This is a genomic window from Paraburkholderia nodosa DSM 21604 (assembly GCF_000519185.1).
Classification (GTDB): domain Bacteria; phylum Pseudomonadota; class Gammaproteobacteria; order Burkholderiales; family Burkholderiaceae; genus Paraburkholderia; species Paraburkholderia nodosa.
Map to the genome: position 1 here is coordinate 1 of NZ_JAFA01000004.1, position 18,767 is coordinate 18,767.

The 18,767-nt window shown below is 64.4% G+C and carries 15 protein-coding genes and 1 pseudogene; 13 read left to right on the plus strand and 3 right to left on the minus strand.

The window, feature by feature from the left end; all coding sequences use genetic code 11:
- From A3CW_RS50770 to A3CW_RS0106505, 4 genes and pseudogenes are all read left to right on the plus strand, one after another.
- Nucleotides 1-174, plus strand: a pseudogene (locus tag A3CW_RS50770) (4-hydroxy-2-oxovalerate aldolase); the annotation flags it as partial.
- A gap of 92 nt (nt 175-266) precedes the next feature.
- Nucleotides 267-1,514, plus strand: coding sequence for a 3-(3-hydroxy-phenyl)propionate transporter MhpT (gene mhpT / locus A3CW_RS0106495; RefSeq protein ID WP_028202829.1), 1,248 nt, complete (start codon nt 267-269; stop codon nt 1,512-1,514).
- A gap of 65 nt (nt 1,515-1,579) precedes the next feature.
- Nucleotides 1,580-2,449, plus strand: coding sequence for an alpha/beta fold hydrolase (locus A3CW_RS0106500; protein ID WP_028202830.1), 870 nt, complete (start codon nt 1,580-1,582; stop codon nt 2,447-2,449).
- A gap of 339 nt (nt 2,450-2,788) precedes the next feature.
- A complete protein-coding gene (locus A3CW_RS0106505; RefSeq protein WP_028202831.1) occupies nt 2,789-4,135 on the plus strand; it encodes an MFS transporter in 1,347 nt (448 codons plus the stop codon).
- A 120-nt stretch (nt 4,136-4,255) separates the two neighbouring features.
- Here the strand turns inward: A3CW_RS0106505 and A3CW_RS0106510 are convergent, their stop codons facing one another.
- Nucleotides 4,256-5,173, minus strand: coding sequence for a LysR substrate-binding domain-containing protein (locus A3CW_RS0106510; protein WP_028202832.1), 918 nt, complete (start codon nt 5,171-5,173; stop codon nt 4,256-4,258).
- Between the two features lie 115 nt (nt 5,174-5,288).
- Between A3CW_RS0106510 and ydiJ the strand changes: the two genes are divergently transcribed.
- Nucleotides 5,289-8,339 carry a D-2-hydroxyglutarate dehydrogenase YdiJ gene (ydiJ, locus tag A3CW_RS0106515; RefSeq protein ID WP_028202833.1) on the plus strand — a complete coding sequence of 1,017 codons (3,051 nt, stop codon included), beginning with the start codon at nt 5,289-5,291 and terminating at the stop codon, nt 8,337-8,339.
- 6 nt (nt 8,340-8,345) lie between these two features.
- On the opposite strand, the gene A3CW_RS0106520 is transcribed toward ydiJ, so the two are convergent.
- Nucleotides 8,346-8,621 (minus strand): hypothetical protein, encoded by a 276-nt coding sequence (locus A3CW_RS0106520; protein WP_028202834.1) that lies wholly within the window; start codon nt 8,619-8,621, stop codon nt 8,346-8,348.
- A gap of 320 nt (nt 8,622-8,941) precedes the next feature.
- Here A3CW_RS0106520 and A3CW_RS50775 point away from each other — a divergent pair, with 320 nt between their 5' ends.
- Nucleotides 8,942-9,292: a response regulator gene (locus A3CW_RS50775; protein ID WP_081771547.1), complete on the plus strand. Its 351-nt coding sequence runs from the start codon at nt 8,942-8,944 to the stop codon at nt 9,290-9,292.
- 177 nt (nt 9,293-9,469) lie between these two features.
- The gene (locus A3CW_RS0106535; protein WP_051481280.1) at nt 9,470-11,206 is read left to right on the plus strand and encodes an ATP-binding protein; all 1,737 of its coding nucleotides are present in this window, start codon (nt 9,470-9,472) and stop codon (nt 11,204-11,206) included.
- 7 nt (nt 11,207-11,213) lie between these two features.
- On the opposite strand, the gene A3CW_RS0106540 is transcribed toward A3CW_RS0106535, so the two are convergent.
- On the minus strand, nt 11,214-12,458 hold the full coding sequence (locus tag A3CW_RS0106540; RefSeq protein ID WP_028202836.1) for a DUF1479 domain-containing protein: 1,245 nt from the start codon (nt 12,456-12,458) through the stop codon (nt 11,214-11,216).
- Between the two features lie 99 nt (nt 12,459-12,557).
- Between A3CW_RS0106540 and A3CW_RS0106545 the strand changes: the two genes are divergently transcribed.
- From A3CW_RS0106545 to A3CW_RS0106570, 6 genes are all read left to right on the plus strand, one after another.
- Nucleotides 12,558-13,529 (plus strand): helix-turn-helix domain-containing protein, encoded by a 972-nt coding sequence (locus A3CW_RS0106545; RefSeq protein WP_028202837.1) that lies wholly within the window; start codon nt 12,558-12,560, stop codon nt 13,527-13,529.
- 204 nt (nt 13,530-13,733) lie between these two features.
- Complete coding sequence (locus A3CW_RS0106550) at nt 13,734-14,978, plus strand: branched-chain amino acid ABC transporter substrate-binding protein (protein ID WP_028202838.1); 1,245 nt, start codon at nt 13,734-13,736, stop codon at nt 14,976-14,978.
- Nucleotides 14,979-15,018: 40 nt separating this feature from the next.
- On the plus strand, nt 15,019-15,966 hold the full coding sequence (locus tag A3CW_RS0106555) for a branched-chain amino acid ABC transporter permease (RefSeq protein ID WP_028202839.1): 948 nt from the start codon (nt 15,019-15,021) through the stop codon (nt 15,964-15,966).
- Nucleotides 15,967-15,969: 3 nt separating this feature from the next.
- The gene (locus A3CW_RS0106560; RefSeq protein WP_028202840.1) at nt 15,970-17,280 is read left to right on the plus strand and encodes a branched-chain amino acid ABC transporter permease; all 1,311 of its coding nucleotides are present in this window, start codon (nt 15,970-15,972) and stop codon (nt 17,278-17,280) included.
- Nucleotides 17,277-18,044: an ABC transporter ATP-binding protein gene (locus tag A3CW_RS0106565; RefSeq protein WP_028202841.1), complete on the plus strand. Its 768-nt coding sequence runs from the start codon at nt 17,277-17,279 to the stop codon at nt 18,042-18,044. Before A3CW_RS0106560 ends, A3CW_RS0106565 begins: the two co-directional genes overlap by 4 nt.
- Complete coding sequence (locus tag A3CW_RS0106570) at nt 18,044-18,763, plus strand: ABC transporter ATP-binding protein (RefSeq protein ID WP_028202842.1); 720 nt, start codon at nt 18,044-18,046, stop codon at nt 18,761-18,763. Before A3CW_RS0106565 ends, A3CW_RS0106570 begins: the two co-directional genes overlap by 1 nt.
- The last annotated feature ends 4 nt before the right edge of the window (nt 18,764-18,767 follow it).

Here is an 18,767-nt window from a genome sequence, read left to right on the forward strand (position 1 = left end):
GGCGTGTATTCGAGCTTCCTGCGCCACTCGGAAGTGGCCGCGAAGAAGTACGACCTGAAGACGGTCGATATTCTCGTCGAACTGGGCAAGCGCCGGATGGTGGGCGGTCAGGAAGACATGATCGTCGACGTGGCGCTCGATCTGAAAAAGCGCCAGCAAGGATTGCAGTCCTGATCAAGCGCCGCGCATCGCCTTCGGGTGGTGCGCGGCGTTGTCACTTATAGCCGCCGGAAAGAGCGGCTCCCAAATACATATGGAGACTTTTTATGACGTCGCGAAACCGTAGTGCTGGAGGAAGTGGAACGAGCGGCAAGGCAACCATCGCCCTGTGTCTGGCGATTGCGCTGCTCGAAGGGTTGGACCTGCAATCGGCGGGCGTAGCGGGACCGCGTATGGCGAAGGAGTTTCATCTCGCCATCGCGCAAATGGGCTGGGCGTTCAGCGCAGGCGCGATCGGCCTCCTGCCGGGCGCGGCGCTGGGCGGGCGGCTTGCCGACCGCTTTGGCCGCAAACGCGTGCTCATGTGGTCGGTGGCGCTGTTCGGCTTTTTCTCGCTCGCCACGACCATGGTGTGGAATTTCGAGAGCCTGCTCGTCGCGCGTCTGCTCACGGGTCTCGGTCTCGGCGCGGCCATGCCGAACCTGATCGCGCTGTGCTCGGAGGCAGCGGGTGAGCAGCAGCGCAGCACGGCAGTGGGTGCGATGTACTGCGGCATGCCGTTCGGTGCGGCGATCGCCGCCGTCATCGGCATGCTCGGCACGGGGGACGCGAGCTGGCGCCACGTGTTCTACGTCGGCGGTCTCGGGCCGATCGTGATGGTGCCGCTGCTTGGCCTGTTCCTGCGCGAGTCGCAGCAGTTCGTCGCCGCGCAAGCGTCGAAGGTCGCGAGGGAAAGCGCACCGAGCGTGACGCAAGCGCTCTGGCAAGAGGGCCGCGCGCGTACCACGATTGCGCTGTGGATCAGCTACCTCGGCACCTTGATCGTGCTGTACTTCCTGATGAACTGGCTGCCCTCGATGGTGCTCGCGCGCGGCCTCACGCGCGTGCAGTCGAACCTCGTGCTGATGCTGTTCAACATCGGCGGTGGCATCGGCGCCGTTGCGATCGCAACGATCATGGATCGCTTTGGCCGCCGCGGCACGGTGATCGGCATGTACGTGGGTATCGTGGCGGCGCTCACCGTGCTCGCAAGCGCGGGCGGCGCAAGCTCGACGGCCGTGGGCGGCCTGCTGTGCGGCTTCTTTATCGTGGGCGGCCAGTCGGTGCTCTACGCACTCGCGGGCCATGCGTACCCCACGGAAGTACGCGGCACGGGTGTGGGCGCGGCAGTGGCCGTGGGGCGTCTGGGCTCGATTCTCGGGCCGCTCGTGGCGGGACAGCTGTTTGCACTCGGCCAGAGCCCGTCGATGCTGGTGGGTTCGAGCATTCCGCTCGTCGTGATCGCGGCCCTTGCCGCGCTCAGCGTGGTGGGTGCATTCAGGCAGCGCAGCGCGCTGGGCGCACAGGGCGCATGAATGTGAAGGGGAGAAGGCACGCGCCTTCTCCCGCATGGGTTAATACGTTTTAAAGGATGGTCATCATGACGGGTACGGCACAAGCAATCACCGAAGCCTCGACGAGCAGGTTCGCGCGCGTGAAGGACGGCGAGGTCGAGTTCCAGATTCACTACAACGACGCAGGCGCTGGCGCCGAAACCGTCGTGATGCTGCACGGCTCGGGTCCGGGCGCGAGCGGCTGGGCCAACTTCAACCGCAACGTCGAGCCGCTCGTTGCGGCCGGCTACCGCGTGATCCTGATGGATTGCCCTGGCTGGAGCAAGAGCGACCCGATCGTCTGCACGAGCTCGCGCTCGGACCTGAACGGCCGCGTGCTCAAGGGCCTGCTCGACGTGCTCGACATCGAGCGCGTGCATATTCTCGGCAATTCGATGGGCGGGCACAGCGCCGTTGCGTTCGCACTGGCGAACCCGCAACGCGTGGGCAAGCTCGTGCTGATGGGCGGCGGCACCGGCGGCCCGAGCAGCTTCGTGCCGATGCCCACCGAAGGCATCAAGCTGCTGCAAGGTCTCTATCGCGATCCGACGATCGAGAACCTCAAGCGCATGATGAACGTGTTCGTGTACGACGCGAGCGCGCTCACCGACGAGTTGATGCAAACGCGCCTCGACAACATGCTCGCGCGCCGCGACCACCTGGAAAACTTCGTGAAGAGCCTCGCCACCTTCCCGAAGCAGTTCAGCGACTACGGCCCGCGCCTTGGCGAAATCGCCGCGCCCACGCTCGTGATCTGGGGCCGCGACGACCGCTTCGTGCCGATGGATATCGGCCTGCGTTTGCTCGCGGGCATGCAGAACGCGCAACTGCACGTGTTCAACCGTTGCGGCCACTGGGCACAATGGGAGCATGCGGAAGCCTTCAACCGCATGGTGATCGACTTCCTGAAGCACTAGGACGCGCAAGCCCTCGCGGTAACGATGCGGCGCACCTCGCGGTGCGCCGCTTTTTTATTGGGGCGAGCGCATTGCGTTTGCAAACCGGCTTTTGTGTGACGAAACCGTGAGTCAACGTACCGTCGACATGTTCATCTAAAGACAAACCATAATTAGCGTAAAGCAAAGCGATTCGCCATTGACAAATTAAACCTGCCCCACCTATGATCGGCCTCAATGCCTGGAGACGCGCGAACCGCACGCGTCCCGGCGAGCCGCGCAAGGCGCGCAAGACGCCGCGCATCAACGGTCTGCCCGGGCCCGCCCAGGTGAACCGGAGTCATGTTTGGAGACAGGCAGATGCCCCAATCGATTGCCCCGGACCGCCGGTCCGAAGCCGCGCGCGCGTACGCTACGTCCGCGCAGCATTCCTCGCAGCAAGAAGACGCGCTCTACCGGAAAGTCTCCGCGCGCGTCATTCCATTCCTGTTCGTTTGTTACGTCGTCTCGTTCCTCGACCGCATCAACATCGGCTTCGCGCAGTTGCAGATGAAGCACGACATGGGCTTCAGCGACGCGATGTACGGCCTCGGTGCCGCCGTGTTCTACGTGGGCTACGTGCTGTGCGAAGTGCCGAGCAACATGCTGCTTGCGCGCTTCGGCGCGCGCCGCACGTTCATGCGCATCATGCTGCTATGGGGCATTGCCTCGACCAGCATGATGTTCGTGTCGAGCCCCACGCAGTTCTATGCGCTGCGCTTTTTGCTGGGCGTGTTCGAGGCGGGCTTCTTTCCCGGTATCGTGCTCTATCTCACGTACTGGTATCCGGCGCGCCGCCGTGCGGCCGTGTTCTCGATCTTCTTCGCGGGTGTGGCGGTGGCGGGGGTGCTGGGCGGCCTCATCTCGGGCTGGATCATGCGCGACATGGCCGGCGTGGCGGGACTCGCCGGCTGGCGCTGGATGTTCCTGATCGAAGGGCTGCCGGCCGTGCTGCTCGGCCTCATGGCAGCGTTCTGGCTCGTGGACGGCCCCGAAAAGGCGCGCTGGCTGACCGATGCGGAAAAGGCCCACCTCCTCGCGCAACGCGACGGCGAAGGCGATCACGCGCATTCCACGCGTTCGTTCGGGGCGGCGCTGCGCAACCCGCGCGTGTATCTGTTCGCGTTCATCTACTTCTCGCTGACCTGTGCCTCGCTCACGCTGAACTTCTGGATGCCGCTCATGATTCGCGACTTCGGCGTGCATGACGTGCTGGCGATCAGCCTCTACACCGTCATTCCAAATGCGGTGGGTGCGGTGGGCCTCATGTGGATCGCGCGCCGCTCGGACCGGCGTGGCGAGCGGCGCTGGCATTTCGCGGCGTGCACGGTAGGCGGCGGCATGGCATTGGCGCTGCTCACGCTGCATCTCGCGAGCTTCGCCGCGATGATGGCGATTCTTTCGATCGCAGCGGTGCTGATCTTCGCCGCGTTGCCGATCTTCTGGGCGGTGCCCTCGGCGTATCTCTCGGGCAAGGCCGCCGCTGCGGGCATCGCGCTCATCAGCAGTATCGGCATTACGAGCGGCATTGTGAGCCCGTGGGCAATCGGGCTCATCAAAACTCATACGGGCAGCATGGATAACGCGCTGTATCTGCTCGCGGCGTTGCTGGTGGCCAGCGGTGCGGCGTTGCTGGCCGGTGTGCCGGCGGCGAAGGCCGGCCGCTGAGGGCACCTCACGCAGGCTTGAGCAGCGTGCGTCAGCTCGGCCAGCGCCTGCTGAACATTCGCAATGGTGAGGGCGCAGGAAATTTCACATTCGCATCCCCTTGCGAATGCAACCTTGAAGTCACTGTCGCCCCGCAAGCTCCTCGAGCAGCCAGTCGCGAAACGCAACCAGCACGGGATGGCGCTGAACCCGCTCCGGGTAGACGAGGTAATACGAGCGCGAGCTTGGCACCGCTTCGAATGGGCTGAGAAGCCGGTTTTCCCTCAATTCGTCTTCCACCAGCATGCGCGGCACGAGGCCTACGCCGATACCGGCCACGACTGCCTGGATCAAATGCGAGGTCAACTCGAAACTCGGGCCCGGCCGCAGCGCGTCGTGAGGCAAACCGAAGTGCGCACACCATTCGCGCCACGCGTCGGGAAAGCTGCGCACGCGCAGCAGCGTGAGCCCTTCGAGGGATTCGATGGTTGGCGCGGCGGCCCTGCGCCTCGATTTTCGCGCGAGGGGCAACACGGCAGGGTTGCCGACCAGCACCAGTTCTTCCGCGTAGAGCCGGTGCGCCGTCACATCCGGCCAGCGGCCGTCGCCCACCACGATGGCAGCGTCGAGGTCCTGGGTCGAAAAATCGGCGGCCTCGATGCGCGAGTCGAGATCGATCTGCAAATCGGGGTGCGCCTGATAGAAATGGTGCAGGCGCGGCAGCAGCCACTTGGCGCCGAACGTCGGCAGGGTCGCGACGCGCAGCTGCGTTTTCGGCGCATTGGAGGTGAGGGCCTGCAGCGTCGCGCTGCGGATCAGCGTGAGCGCGTGCGAGATCTCGGCCATATAGGCGCGGCCGATATCCGTCGGAACGATGCGCTTGCCCTCGCGCGTGAAGAGCGCAAGCTCGAGCATGGCTTCGAGCGCCTGAACCTGGCGGCTCACGGCGCTCTGCGTGAGCGACAGCTCCTCGGCCGCACGCGTGAAGCTCTCATGCCGCGCGGACGCTTCGAACGCGAGCAGCAGCGACATGGAAGGCGTGAGCTTGCGGAAATTCATTCAAAAACCTCATGATCAACCCAACGAATATACGTTTGCCCGGTGCCGGCCGGGAACGCGACAATGCGTTGCCCGAAAGGGAATCGTGCACCCAAGGCGAGACTTCGAGAACGATATGACAATTGCCCCGCTTGCCATCGGCGAATTCAGCCACCCGCTGATCCGTCAATTTTTGCATGAATTGAAGATGTCGGGCTTCGAAGGCGAGGTGGATGCGACGCACGCGACGCGCACGGTGCTGGCCACGGACAATTCGATCTACCAGCGTTACCCGCAAGCGGTGGTGTTTCCGCGCCATGCGCAGGACGTCGTACGCCTCGCGAGCCTGCTCGGGCGCGAGGCGTTTCGCGGCGTGGCAGTGGCGGCGCGCGGCGGCGGCACGGGCACGAACGGGCAGTCGCTGACCGAAGGCATCGTGGTCGATATGTCGAGGCATATGAACCGGATCCTCGAAATCGATCCCGTCGCGCGTACGGCCAGAGTGGAAGCGGGTGTCGTCAAGGATCAACTCAATGCCGAACTGAAGCGGCATGGACTCTTTTTCGCGCCGGAACTGTCGACTTCGAACCGGGCGACGATCGGCGGCATGATCAGCACGGATGCGAGCGGGCAGGGCAGTTGCACATACGGGAAAACACGCAACCATGTGCTCGCGCTGGAAACGGTCCTGGTCGGCGGTGAGTGTCTGTCGACCGCGCCGGTCGATCATGCCGCACTGACGGCGCTCTGCGCGCGCGAGGACAAGGTCGGTGAAGTGTTCCGCACCGCGCGAGATATCAGCGAGCGCGAAGCCGGCCTGATACGCGAGCGCTTTCCCGAGCTGAACCGCTGCCTGACAGGTTATGACCTGGCCCATTTGCGTGACGGCGCGGGGCGCTTCGACATCAATAGCGTGCTGTGCGGCTCGGAAGGCACGCTCGGCTTTATCGTCGAGGCGACGCTGAACGTGCTGCCGGTTCCGAAGCACGCCGCGCTCGTCAATATCCGCTATGAGGGTTTTATGGATGCCCTGCGCGACGCGCGCGCGTTGATGGCCCATCGTCCGCTCTCGATCGAAACCGTGGACGCCACGGTGCTGCGGCTGGCGCGTGAGGATAGCGTCTGGCAAAGCGTGGCCGACTATTTCCCAGACGACGAAGGCGTCGAAGGCGGTGCGAGCGGCATCAACATGGTCGAATTCAGCGGCGACGATGCGGACGAATTGCGCGCGCGCGTGGCGGCGTTCACCGAGCACCTGGGCGCCGACGCGAGCGTCAGGCGCCTGGGACATACGATCGCCGAAGGCGAGGCGGCGATCCATCGCGTCTATGCGATGCGCAAGCGTGCGGTGGGCCTGCTGGGCAACGCCCGCGGCGCGAGCCGCCCGCAGCCCTTCGTGGAAGACACGGCCGTACCGCCCGAAAATCTCGCCGACTATATTGCGGAGTTTCGGGCGCTGCTCGATGGTTTTGGTTTGCGCTACGGCATGTTCGGCCACGTCGACGCCGGCGTGCTGCACGTGCGCCCCGCGCTAGACATGCGCAATCCCGACGAGGCCGCACTCGTGCGCCCCATTTCGGATGCCGTGACCGCCTTGACGATGAAGTATGGCGGCCTGCTGTGGGGAGAGCATGGCAAGGGCGTCCGCTCGGAGTATGTGCCGGAGTATTTCGGGCCTTTATATCCCGCGCTACAGCGGCTCAAGGCGGCATTCGATGCGCACAATCAGCTCAATCCCGGCAAGATCGCCACGCCGGCGGGGGCGCGTGCGGCGCTGTTGAAGATCGACGCGACGACGCTGCGCGGCGAACTGGACCGGCGCATAGACGAGCGTGTCTGGCAGGCCAATGCCGACGCCGTTCACTGCAACGGCAACGGCGCCTGCTACAACTTCGACCCGAACGACGCCATGTGTCCGTCGTGGAAAGCCACGCGCAAGCGCGTGCATTCGCCGAAGGGACGGGCTTCGCTGATGCGCGAATGGTTGCGCCGGCAACAGGATGCCGGAGCGGATCTCACGGCTGTGCCAGCCGCGGCGGCATTGCCGGTGCGCATGTTCAATAGCATGCGCAAACGCCAGGGCGAACAAGACTTTTCGCACGAGGTGTATGACGCCATGGCGGGTTGCCTCGCGTGCAAGTCGTGCGCGGGGCAGTGCCCCGTGAAGGTCAGCGTGCCCGAATTTCGCGCGCGCTTTCTGGAGCTGTATCACACGCGCTATTTGCGGCCGCTGCGCGACTATTTGATTGGCGCGCTTGAATTCACGGTGCCGCGCGTAGCGGCGGTGCCAGGAGCGAGAAGCGTCTACAACGCGGTGATGGGCGCGGGTCTCGTCAAATCGGTGCTTGCGCGCTGTCTGGGCCTTGTCGATAGCCCGTTGTTGAGCCCGGTGTCATGGCGTGATGCGTTACGCCGCTCGGGAGCGGAGGTCGCAACGCCCGAACGCCTCTCGATGCTCGGCATTGCCGAGCGCCAGCACAGCGTGATCGTGGTGCAGGACGCGTTCACGCGCTACTTCGAAACGCCGGTCGCCGCCGCGTTTCTGGAAGTCGCCGCGCGGCTCGGGTTCAAGGTCTTCGTCGCGCCTTATCTGCCCAACGGCAAGCCGCTGCACGTGCAGGGGTTTCTGCCGCAGTTTCGCCGTGCCGCGCGGCGCAATGCGGCGCAACTGGCCGCGCTTGCCAGAACGGGTGTGCCGCTGGTCGGCATCGACCCGGCCATGACGCTCGTGTACCGCCAGGAGTACCGCAAGGTGGAAGGCATCGATACCGTGCCCGAGGTTCAGTTGCCACAGGAATGGCTGGTCGGCGCATTACGCACGCGTGCAACGACGCCGCGCGCGTCCGGCTCGTTCAGCCTGCTGCCGCATTGCACCGAGCGCACCAACGCGAGCGCCGCCGCGCTCCTGTGGAAAGACGTCTTCGCGGCGGCCGGCCTCGCGCTCACGATGCCGGCCAGTGGTTGCTGCGGCATGTCGGGCACTTACGGCCACGAGGCGCGCAATCGCGCGACCTCGGAAACGATCTTCGAGCAATCGTGGGCGCGACATGTCGATGCGGCATCGACGTCGACGCAGGGGGCGCAAGAACTGCTCGCCACGGGTTATTCGTGCCGCTGCCAGGTGAAGCGCTTGCGCGGGCGCCGGTTGCGTCATCCCATTCAGGCGCTGCTGGACGCCCTGCGCTGACCCGGATCAGTAGTCCCAACGGCCCCGATCGTGCCATTCGCGTTCGCGCCACTGCCGCTCGCGCCATTCATGCTCACGACGTTCGTGCTCGCGCCACTCGTGCTCACGCCAACGCCGCGCGCGCCAGTCGTCGTCGCCTCGCCAGTCGGCCTGGACGGGAGCCGGCGCATAGGCCGCGCCTGGCACGCCAACGCCCACGGCCACATCCACGTGGGCCAATGCAGCGGTCGAAGCCGCCAACGCCGTTGCGCCCAGGACCAGGCCGAGAATCGTCCTCTTCATATCGCAACTCCTTCGCACGCTGCGTGCGTTCTTGATGAGCACGGTTTCGAGTGTAGGCGCCGCCCCCGGACACAGGTGCAACGGCGCTGCGAGATTGGTAACAACGAGTTATGCGCCTGTTGCGTTGCCACTGCGCCAATCGTTTTGCGTATTGCTCAGTACACCGATGGATTCTGCATGATGGAGCACGCTGAACTCCGACCCCTGGCGTGAGGCGGCGCGGGCGTTTGCCATTGACGGAATCCGGGTACACTCGAAGGCGACCCGCGGTCGAGTCCTGACTGTGTCGCGCCCGCTCTCCAGCCAGTTTTTTGTACCCGATGCCAAAACGAATCCTGCTAGTCGACGACAATCGCGACGTCGCAGATGCGCTCGCGGCGCTCGTCGAGTTCGAAGGTCATCAAGCCCGATGCGCCGCCGATGGACATGAGGCCCTGCTCGTTGCCGGATTGTTCCTTCCCGAACTTGCCTTCGTGGACTGGAGGCTTCCGGACATGAGCGGCGGCGAACTGGTGGACCAGCTTCGGCTCAACCCCGCTCTGTCGCATACCCGGTACGTTCTGCTGTCGGGACACACCGACCCGGACATCGCGGCCAAGGCTGCAGCAGCCGGTTTCTACAAATGTCTGACGAAACCCGTGCGGCTCGAAGACCTGCTGGCCTGCCTGTGACGCGTGTCCGACCGGCTGCCGCTTCGGCACCGGTTACCCTCCGTGGCGATCTTGACGGCTCGCGCCGGGAGCTGGAACGAGAATTGCGCACCCTGCCTCGCTCGTGCGCAGCGTCGAATCCTCCACGAACATCGCCGTTCCGAAATCCAGCAGCGTCTCCGGGAGCCGAGTCGCGTCATGAACAAGGAAGTTCCACCGCCGATCGAGCGCCCCTTGACCCGCTGGCCGGGCGAAATGGCGGAGCGCATCGCCGCATTCGACTGGAGCGACACGGCGCTCGGCCCACGCGAAACGTGGTCGGCGAGCCTCGTCGCCGCGATCAATATGCTCCTCGCCTCGCCTTCTCCGCTCGTCATGCTTTGGGGACACGAAGGCACGATGGTCTACAACGACGCCTACGCGGTTTTCGCGGGCAGCCGGCATCCGTTCCTGCTCGGCAAACCGGTCGAAACCGGCTGGCCAGAGGTGGCGGCGTTCAACCGCAATGTCGTCGATACGTGCCTCGCCGGCGGAACGCTGGCCTTCCAGGACAAGCAGCTCGTGCTGTATCGCGAAGGTCACGCCGAAGACGTCTGGTTGGACCTGAGCTACAGCCCGGTTTTCGAAGACGACGAGCGGCCGGCAGGCGTCATCGCCATCGTGTTCGAAACGACCGCGAAGGTGCAGGCGGAAAGGCAGCGCAAGGTGGCCGAAGACGCGCTGCTGCAACTGACCCAGACACTGGAGCAGCGCGTCGCCGAGGAAGTGGGCGCGCGCGTGGCAATGGAGGAGCGGCTGCGTCAGGCACAAAAGCTGGAGGCGATCGGCAGTCTCACGGGCGGCGTGGCGCACGACTTCAACAACGTCTTGCAGGTCATTTCCGCCAACCTGCAGCTCATCGAGCTTTCCACGCGAGGCAACGTCGCGCTCGAGCGGCGCGTGGCGGCGGTCAGCAACGCGGTGTCGCGCGGCGCGAAACTCGCGGCGCAATTGCTGGCCTTCGCACGCAGGCAACCGCTCGCGCCGGCCGTTCTGAATCCCTTCCGGCTGGTCGAAGGCATCGCCGAGATGCTTCACCGCACGTTGCCGGAGACGATCGAACTCGCCATCGTGCCTGCGCAGGAGAGCTGGAATATCTGTGCAGACCGAAGTCAACTGGAAAGCGCGCTGTTGAATCTGGTCATCAATTCGCGCGACGCGATAGACGGACCCGGACGCATCGGCGTGTGTCTCGCGAACATCGACGCAGGCAACGACGAACTGGCGCGCCGCGATGGCGTGCCAGCGGGCGAATATGTGCGCCTGCGCGTTTCGGACTCGGGCAGCGGCATGCCCGACCACGTGAAAGCGCGCGTGTTCGAGCCGTTCTTCACGACCAAGGCCGAGGGCCAGGGAACGGGACTGGGCTTGAGCATGGTGCACGGGTTCGTGGCGCAGAGTTCGGGCCACGTTTTCATCGAAAGCGCGCAAGGCCAGGGCACGACCGTCAACCTCTATTTCCCGCGCAGCCTGGAAGCGGAATACGACGCTTACAAGCCGACCGTCGCGAGACAGGAGCGCGGCGGCGAGACCATTCTCGTGGTCGAAGACGATGCCGACGTGCGCATTGCCGCGATCGAAATGCTGGCCCAGCTCGGCTACAAGGTACTCTCCGCGCAAGATGGCGAAAGCGCGCTCAAGCTGATCCAGAGCGGCCCGCGTTTCGACCTGCTGTTCACGGATGTCGTGACGCCGGGCACGGTGAGAAGCAGCGAACTGGCTCGTATTGCGAGCGGGCCGCCGTATTACGCCGAGGTCCTGTTTGCCTCTGGCTACACGCGCGACGTCATTTTCCACGACGGCAAGCTCGACGAAGGCGTCGCGCTCATTAGCAAGCCTTATCGATACGACGAGCTTGCCGTTGCGGTGCGCAATGCGCTCAGCAAGACCGACTGACGCAAGCTCAGGTCTTCAACCCGATCTGCGCGCGTCCGAGCGGCGTCAGGTCGTCGACCGTTGCGCGCCCGAGGAAATCGACTTCGAAATGATCCGTCGGGAAGTCCGGCGGACTCTTGCCCTCGAGGAAGCTCGGCAGTTGCCGCGCGAGATACGCGTCGTTCTTGGCGCAGGACGGCGCCGACGCGATGTACATCACGTTGCTGTAGCCCTTGCCGCGATGCGCATCCTCCACGGCATGAATGACGTCGCTGTGCCAGAAGACGGTATCTCCCGGTTGCATCAAGGGGATCGACGAAAGCGCGTGGAAAAGCGGCGCATGATACTCCGGCTTGATCGAGAGCGCCCGGCCCGGCATCGCGCCGCACAGGTCGTCGTCGGCAATGTCGTCCTGCAGCGCGCGCAGCAGGATGTAGACCATCGCGTTCGCAATCGGCACGAGTTGCAGCGTGCCGTCGCCGGGGCCTTGCTGCGTGAGCGCCGTCCAGCCCTGAAACGTGCGGAACATCGAGCAGACAGCGGGTGACGGAATCTCTTCGACCGCGGTGCGCCACGCCGCATCGAACGCGTCATAGTCGCGCCAGTTTCCGGAGAACACATGGCGGTAGACCTTGCGGAAGTTCGCTTCGATCCAGCGCTCGACTGAACCGCCGTCGCAATGCGCGGAAAGACCCAGCGACTCGGAGCCGGGCGGGCGGCGGCGCAGCCGGTCTGCATAAACCGGCACGTGATCCGGGTCGAAATGCACGCGGCCTTCGCTCTCGGTGCGCCACAGCCGGTTCAGGAACACGCGCGCCTGCGTGAGTTCCGGCGACTGCCGCGCCAGCACTTGCGGCTTCGACCAGTAGACACCGTAGATCTGCGGCTTGCTCGAGGCCAGCTGGCCGAAATATTTGTCTTCGGCGCGATGAAGCAGCTTGCGGTCGAGATCGTTGCGCTCGACATAGTCGGCAATGTCGTTGTCCCACTGCTCCACGAGCGAGCGGTCGAAGACCTTGCGGATGACGCACGCGCCGCGCGCCTTCACGAGCGCGATCTGCTCCGCGCTCACCCGGTTGCCGACGATGTCCGCGAAGGCGATTTCGGGGATGACCGGCTCACCCCGGTCGCGAAGCTGGGCGATGCGATGCGCCTCTTCGTGCATGGCCGATTCGACCTCGGCGAACACGGCCTGGTAGCTGGGCAGCTTTTCCCGCAGTTCCTGCTTGGCCTGGCGGATAGCTGCGGGCAGGTCGTCGATATGCAAAGCCATGTCACTGTCTCCACCTTGGTGATTTCGAATGATGGGAGCGTACGCCGGCGCAGCCTTGGCCGGTGATATTATCAAGTCAATCTTTTTGTAGATTCGGCCATGAAAGCAGCATACGAGCACGTCGACTTCGGCAGCAGGTGTTCGGTGCGGGTTTACCACCGGCGCTTGCCGCGCATTCCGTTCGAGTGGCATCACCACCCGGAATACGAACTCACGCTGACGATGAACAGCCAGGGCAAGCGCTATATCGGCGACTCGGTCAACGTTTATGGCGCCGACGATCTCGTCCTGGTCCCGCCGGACATGCCGCACACCTGGTCGTCCAATCGCTCGATCGACCCGGCGGATTCGCAGGTGGCCATCGTCATCTGGTTCGAAGGCAGCTGGGTGCAGCGCCTCGCCGACGTTTGCCCGGAATACGCGAACCTGCGCAACCTGCTGCGTCGCGCGGCCTGTGGACTGGTCTTCGAAGAAGGCGCCGGCGCGCATATGCGCGGCTATCTCGACCGTCTTTTGTCGGCGGACCCGCGCGGGCGTCTGGCTGCCGTGCTGGAGATCCTCGTCTGGCTGTCTGATTTACCGGCCAACCAGCTGGCGACGCCCAGCGCGTTCGAAGGCCGCGTTGGCGCGTCTTCGGGCTACGAGCCCGAGCAACTGAACCGGGTGCTTGCGCTGATCGAAACGCAGTTCTCGCAACCCTTGCGGCTTTCGACGCTCGCCAAGGCCGCGGGCTTGTCCGAACGCACGCTGACGAGACATTTCGTGCAGCACACGGGCGAAAGCGTGGGGCAGTACATCGCGCGGGTACGAATCGGCCATGCCTGCCGGCTCTTGACCGACACGCAGATTCCCATCTCCGTGATCGCCACCCGCTCGGGGTTTCCCAACGCCGCGAATTTCAACCGGCAGTTCAAGGCCACGAAAGCGTTGACGCCGGTGGCCTACCGACAACAATTCAAGGGTGCAAAGCTTGACGAGGATCATGGTGCACCGTCCCTGACCGAGCGCTCGCCTTCTCTCGAGCCTGCGCGGCGGATGGCGGGCGGCAAGCCCCGGTTGCGCCGGGCCTGAGGTCCCGTACGCGGGGTTGAGCCATCGCAAACGGACCCAGGCTAACCGTAAGCCAGTCGCAATGATTCGCTATGCCTGCTCGCGTCAGCGATTTCCCTGGAGTGCTGTCATTAGCGCCAGGAATGTGGTGATATAGCGAAAAATCGCACGGTCGGACAGAAAATTCACGCTCGATAAGAAATGCCCAAACAAAGGAGACAGTCCATGAGGATGTTGCGCTCGTTGCTGGTTGGTGCGGTGGTATCGTCGGCGTTGTCAGGAGGGGCCGCGCAAGCGCAGACGGTCAAGATTGCCTTCATCGATCCGCTGTCCGGCCTGATGGCGTCACTCGGAACGAACCAGCTGCACAGCTGGCAATACACGGCCGAATACGCCAACGAGCACAACTGGGCAAACGGCACGAAGTTCGAGGTGGTCGGATTCGACAACAAGCTTTCGCCGCAGGAAAGCCTGACCGTGCTGAACCAGGCCGCCGACCAGGGCATTCGCTATATCGTGCAGGGCAACGGCTCGTCGGTCGGCCTCGCGCTGGAGGATGCGGTCGCCAAGTACAACTCGCGCAATCCGGGCAAGGAAATCGTCTACCTGAACTACGCCGCGGTGGACCCGGCCATGACCAACGCCCGGTGCGACTACTGGCACTTCCGCTTCGACGCCAACGCCGACATGAAGATGGATGCGCTCACCACGTTCCTCGCGCGCGACAAGGACATCAAGAAGGTCTACCTCATCAATCAGGACTACTCGTTTGGCCACGATGTTTCGCGCGTGGCGCGCGAGGACCTGAAGAGCAAGCGCCCGGATATCGTGATCGTCGGCGACGATTTTCATCCACTCGCGCGCGTGAAGGACTTCTCGCCCTACGCCACCAAGATCAAGGCGTCCGGCGCCGACACGGTGATCACGGGCAACTGGGGCAGCGACCTCGCCTTGCTCGTGAAGGCGAGCAAGGATGCGGGCGTGACGGCCAACTTCTACACCTATTACGCGGGCACGACCGGCGTGCCGACGGCCATGGGCGCGTCCGGCGCCGACCATGTGAAGTACGTGGGCGTGTTCGGCCCGAACACGGCGAACAACCCGCCCGTGGTTGGGCAGATCATCGAGGGCTACAAGAAGAAGTACAACGACGACTATTACCTGGCGACGGCCTATACCGCCATCGAAATGCTGAGCAAGGCGATCAACGCGACGAAGTCGAACGATCCCGTCAAGGTGGCCAAGGCCATGGAGGGCATGACGGTCGACGGCATGAACGGTCCGGTGGCGATGCGTGCTGCCGATCACCAGGCGCAGCAGTCGCTCGTGATCGCGACATGGACCAAGGCGGACGGCAAAACGGTAAAGTACGACCAGGAGAACACCGGCTATGGCTGGCGCACCGACGTCCAGCTTGGGCCGACCGCGGCAACGCAGCCGACCACTTGCCAGATGAAGCGCCCGGGCTGAACGTGCTCTCGCTACGACACTTCACAAGGATCATCGGGCAGTGGAATTCCTGACCATCTCTCTGTTGAACGGCATCGGCTACGGGCTGCTGCTGTTCATGCTTTCCTCGGGTCTCACCTTGATCTTCAGCATGATGGGCGTGCTCAATTTCGCGCACGCCAGCTTTTACATGCTCGGGGCCTACTTTGCCTACACCGTTGCCAGCAAGATCGGTTTCTGGCCGGCGCTCGTGGTGGCGCCGGTGCTCGTGGCGTGTGTCGGCGCGCTCGTCGAGCGTTTCGGCTTGCGCACCGTGCACAAGTATGGGCATGTGGCGGAATTGCTGTTCACCTTCGGCCTGTCGTATCTGATCGTGGAGGGCGTCAAGCTGGTCTGGGGTCTGGCGGCGGTCCCGTACGCCATTCCGCCCGAACTGAACGGGGCGCTGTTCAAGGTGTACACGTCGGAGTTTCCGAAGTATCGCGCCTTCATGATGCTCATCTCGATCGCCATGCTCGCGGCGCTGTATCTGCTGTTGACGCGCACGCGCATCGGCCTCGTCATTCAGGCGTCGCTCACGCACCCGGAAATGGTCGAGGCGCTCGGGCACAACGTGCAGCGCGTGTTCATGCTGGTGTTCGGCGGCGGCGCCGCGCTGGCGGGCCTCGCAGGCGTGATTGGCGGCAACGCGTTCGTCACGTCGCCTTCGATGGCCGAGTCGGTGGGCACCATCGTGTTCGTGATCGCCGTGGTGGGCGGCATGGGCTCGCTGTCAGGCGCGTTCATCGCGTCGCTGCTGATCGGCATCATGCAGACCTTCGCCGTCACGATCGATGCCTCGCTCTCCGACCTGTTCTCACTCGTTGGCTTGAGGGTCACGGACGGCACGACGCTCTCGTCGCTGTGGCGCATGCCGGTCTCGCAGGTCGCGCCGATTCTGCCTTATCTGCTCATGGTGCTCATGATGATCCTGCGACCGCGCGGGTTGCTCGGCAAGCGGGAGGGCTGACCGATGAAACCGCTCATTCAGGCCAGCACCGGTTCGGCCTTGCAACGCCAGGGACTGCTGCAATCCGCGCATTCGCTGCGCTGGATCATTTGGGGCGCCACGGTGCTCGTGATGCTGGTGCTGCCGCTCGTGTTTTCCAGCGGCTTCGCGATCGCGCTGCTGTCGCAGATGGACATCATGATCATCTTCGCGCTTTCGTACAACATGCTGCTCGGTCAGACCGGCATGCTCTCGTTCGGGCACGCGGTGTACTCCGGGCTCGGCGCATTCGTCGCGGCGCATGTGCTCAACCAGATCGGCGCGAGCCATTTCCCGTTGCCCGTTTCGCTGCTGCCGCTGGTCGGCGGGCTCGGGGGCATGCTGTTCGGCGTGCTGTTCGGCTACGTGACCACGCGCAAGTCGGGCACCACCTTCGCGATGATCACGCTCGGCATCGGCGAAATGGTGGCGGCGAGTTCGCTGATGTTTCCCGGATTCTTCGGCGGCGAGGGCGGGGTGCCGACCAATCGCACGGTTGGCCATGCGGTGCTCGGCATCACTTACGGCCCGGCGATCCAGGTGTACTACCTGATCGCGGTGTGGTGTCTCGTGTCGATGATCGCCATGTACGCATGGACGCAGACACCGCTCGGCCGCATCGCCAACGCCGTGCGCGACAACCCCGAGCGTGTGGAATTCGTCGGGTACAACACGCAGCGCGTGCGCTTTTTCGTGATGGTCCTTTCGGCGTTCTTCGCCGGCATTGCGGGCGGCCTCTCGGTGATCGACTTCGAGATCGTGACCGCGGAGAATGTCGGCGCTGCGCAGTCCGGCGGCGTGCTGCTCGCGACGTTCATCGGCGGCGGCGCGTTCTTCTTCGGGCCGATCATCGGCTCGATTTTGTTCGTGCTGTTTGCGGTCGCGTTGTCCAATCTCACGCCGGCATGGTTGCTGTACCTCGGCCTCTTCTTCGTGCTGGTGGTGATGTACGTGCCGGGCGGCGTGTCGAGCCTGCTGATGAAGCAGGTCCCTCTCATCGCGGCGCGCAAGCTGCACCGCATGCTGCCGTCCTATGCGGCGGCGTTGGGCGCCGCGCTGATCTTGCTTGCTGCGCTCGTGCTGACGGTCGAACTCGTCTACAAGGTGCAGATCGATAGCGACAACGGCACGGCCATGGCGTTCTTCGGCCTGAACTTCGATGCCGCGTCGTGGAAGCCCTGGGCCGTCGCCGCGGTGCTGTGGGCGCTGGGCGCACAAGCGGGACGCCTCGCTGCCGCGCGGGTGCGCGACGCCTGGGATGGCGTGCAACGGGAAATCGCTGGGAGCAACGTATGACGGCCGCACTGGAGTTGCGTGACGTGCGCAAGAATTTCGGGCGCACCGAGATCATTCGCGGTGTGGACCTGAATATCGCGAGGGGCGAACGTCACGCGCTGATCGGTCCCAACGGCGCGGGCAAGTCGACGACGTTCAACCTGATTTCGGGGCGCATGGCGCCGAGTTCCGGCACGGTCAAACTCAACGGCGTCGAGATCGGCGGCCTGCCGCCGTACAAGATCAACCGCATGGGGCTCTCGCGCAGCTTTCAGGTGACGAACATTTTTCATCGGCTTTCGGTGTTCGAGAATTTGCGTTGCTCCGTGTTGTGGTCGCTCGGCTACCGGTATTCGTTCTGGCATCGTCTCGAGCAATTGCGCGACGCACGCGAACGCGCCGAAGCAGTGCTCGAGCTGATCGGCCTGCAGGGCCGCCACGACACCCTTGCAGGGCTGCTGACTTACGCCGAGCAGCGCGCGCTCGAAATCGGCATCACGATCGCGGGCGGCGCCGAGGTGATCCTGCTCGACGAACCCACGGCGGGCATGAGCCGCTCGGAGTCGGACCACGCGGTGGAGCTGATTCGCCGGGTCACCGTCGGCAAGACGCTGGTGATGGTCGAGCACGACATGAGCGTGGTCTTTGGCCTCGCCGACCGCATTTCGGTGCTCGTGTACGGCGAGGTGATCGCCACGGACACGCCGCAAGCCATCCGTAACAACCGCCGCGTGAAGGAAGCCTATCTGGGCACCACGCTGGACGAACCCGCAGGTGCACATTGATGGCGACCGCCGATTCCATGCTCCAGGTGCGCGACCTGCACGCGTACTACGGCAAGAGCCATATCCTGCACGGCGTCGAGATGCAGGTGGGCGAGGGCGAGATCGTCGCCTTGCTCGGGCGCAACGGCGTGGGCCGCTCGACGCTGGCCAAAGCCATCATGGGGCTCGTGCGGTGCGAGGGGCAGATTCTGCTGCGCGGCGAAGAACTGCGCGGGCTGCGCACCTTCGAGGTTGCGCACCGGGGCATCGGCTACGTGCCGGAGAACCGCGATATCTTCCCGACGCTCACCGTGCGGCAGAACCTGATGCTCGGCGAAAAGCGCAACCGCTCGCGCCAGACGCCACGCTGGCAGTTCGACGACATGTACCGGATGTTCCCGCGCCTGAAGGAGCGCGAGGACACGCCCGCGGGCCTGCTGTCAGGCGGCGAGCAGCAGATGCTGACGCTGTGCCGCACGCTCATGGGCGACCCCGACCTCATCATCATCGACGAGCCGACCGAAGGGCTCGCGCCGCTCGTCGTCGCGCAGGTGGGCGAGTACCTGAAGACGCTGAAGGCGCGCGGCATTTCGGTGCTGCTCGTCGAGCAGAAGCAGGCCATCGCGCTCGACATCTCGCAGCGCGTATACGTCATGGGGCACGGTCAGATCGTGTTCGAGGGGACGCCGCAGCAGTTGAAGGCCGATGCGCGCGTCCGCCAGGAATGGCTGGAAGTGTAGGGCG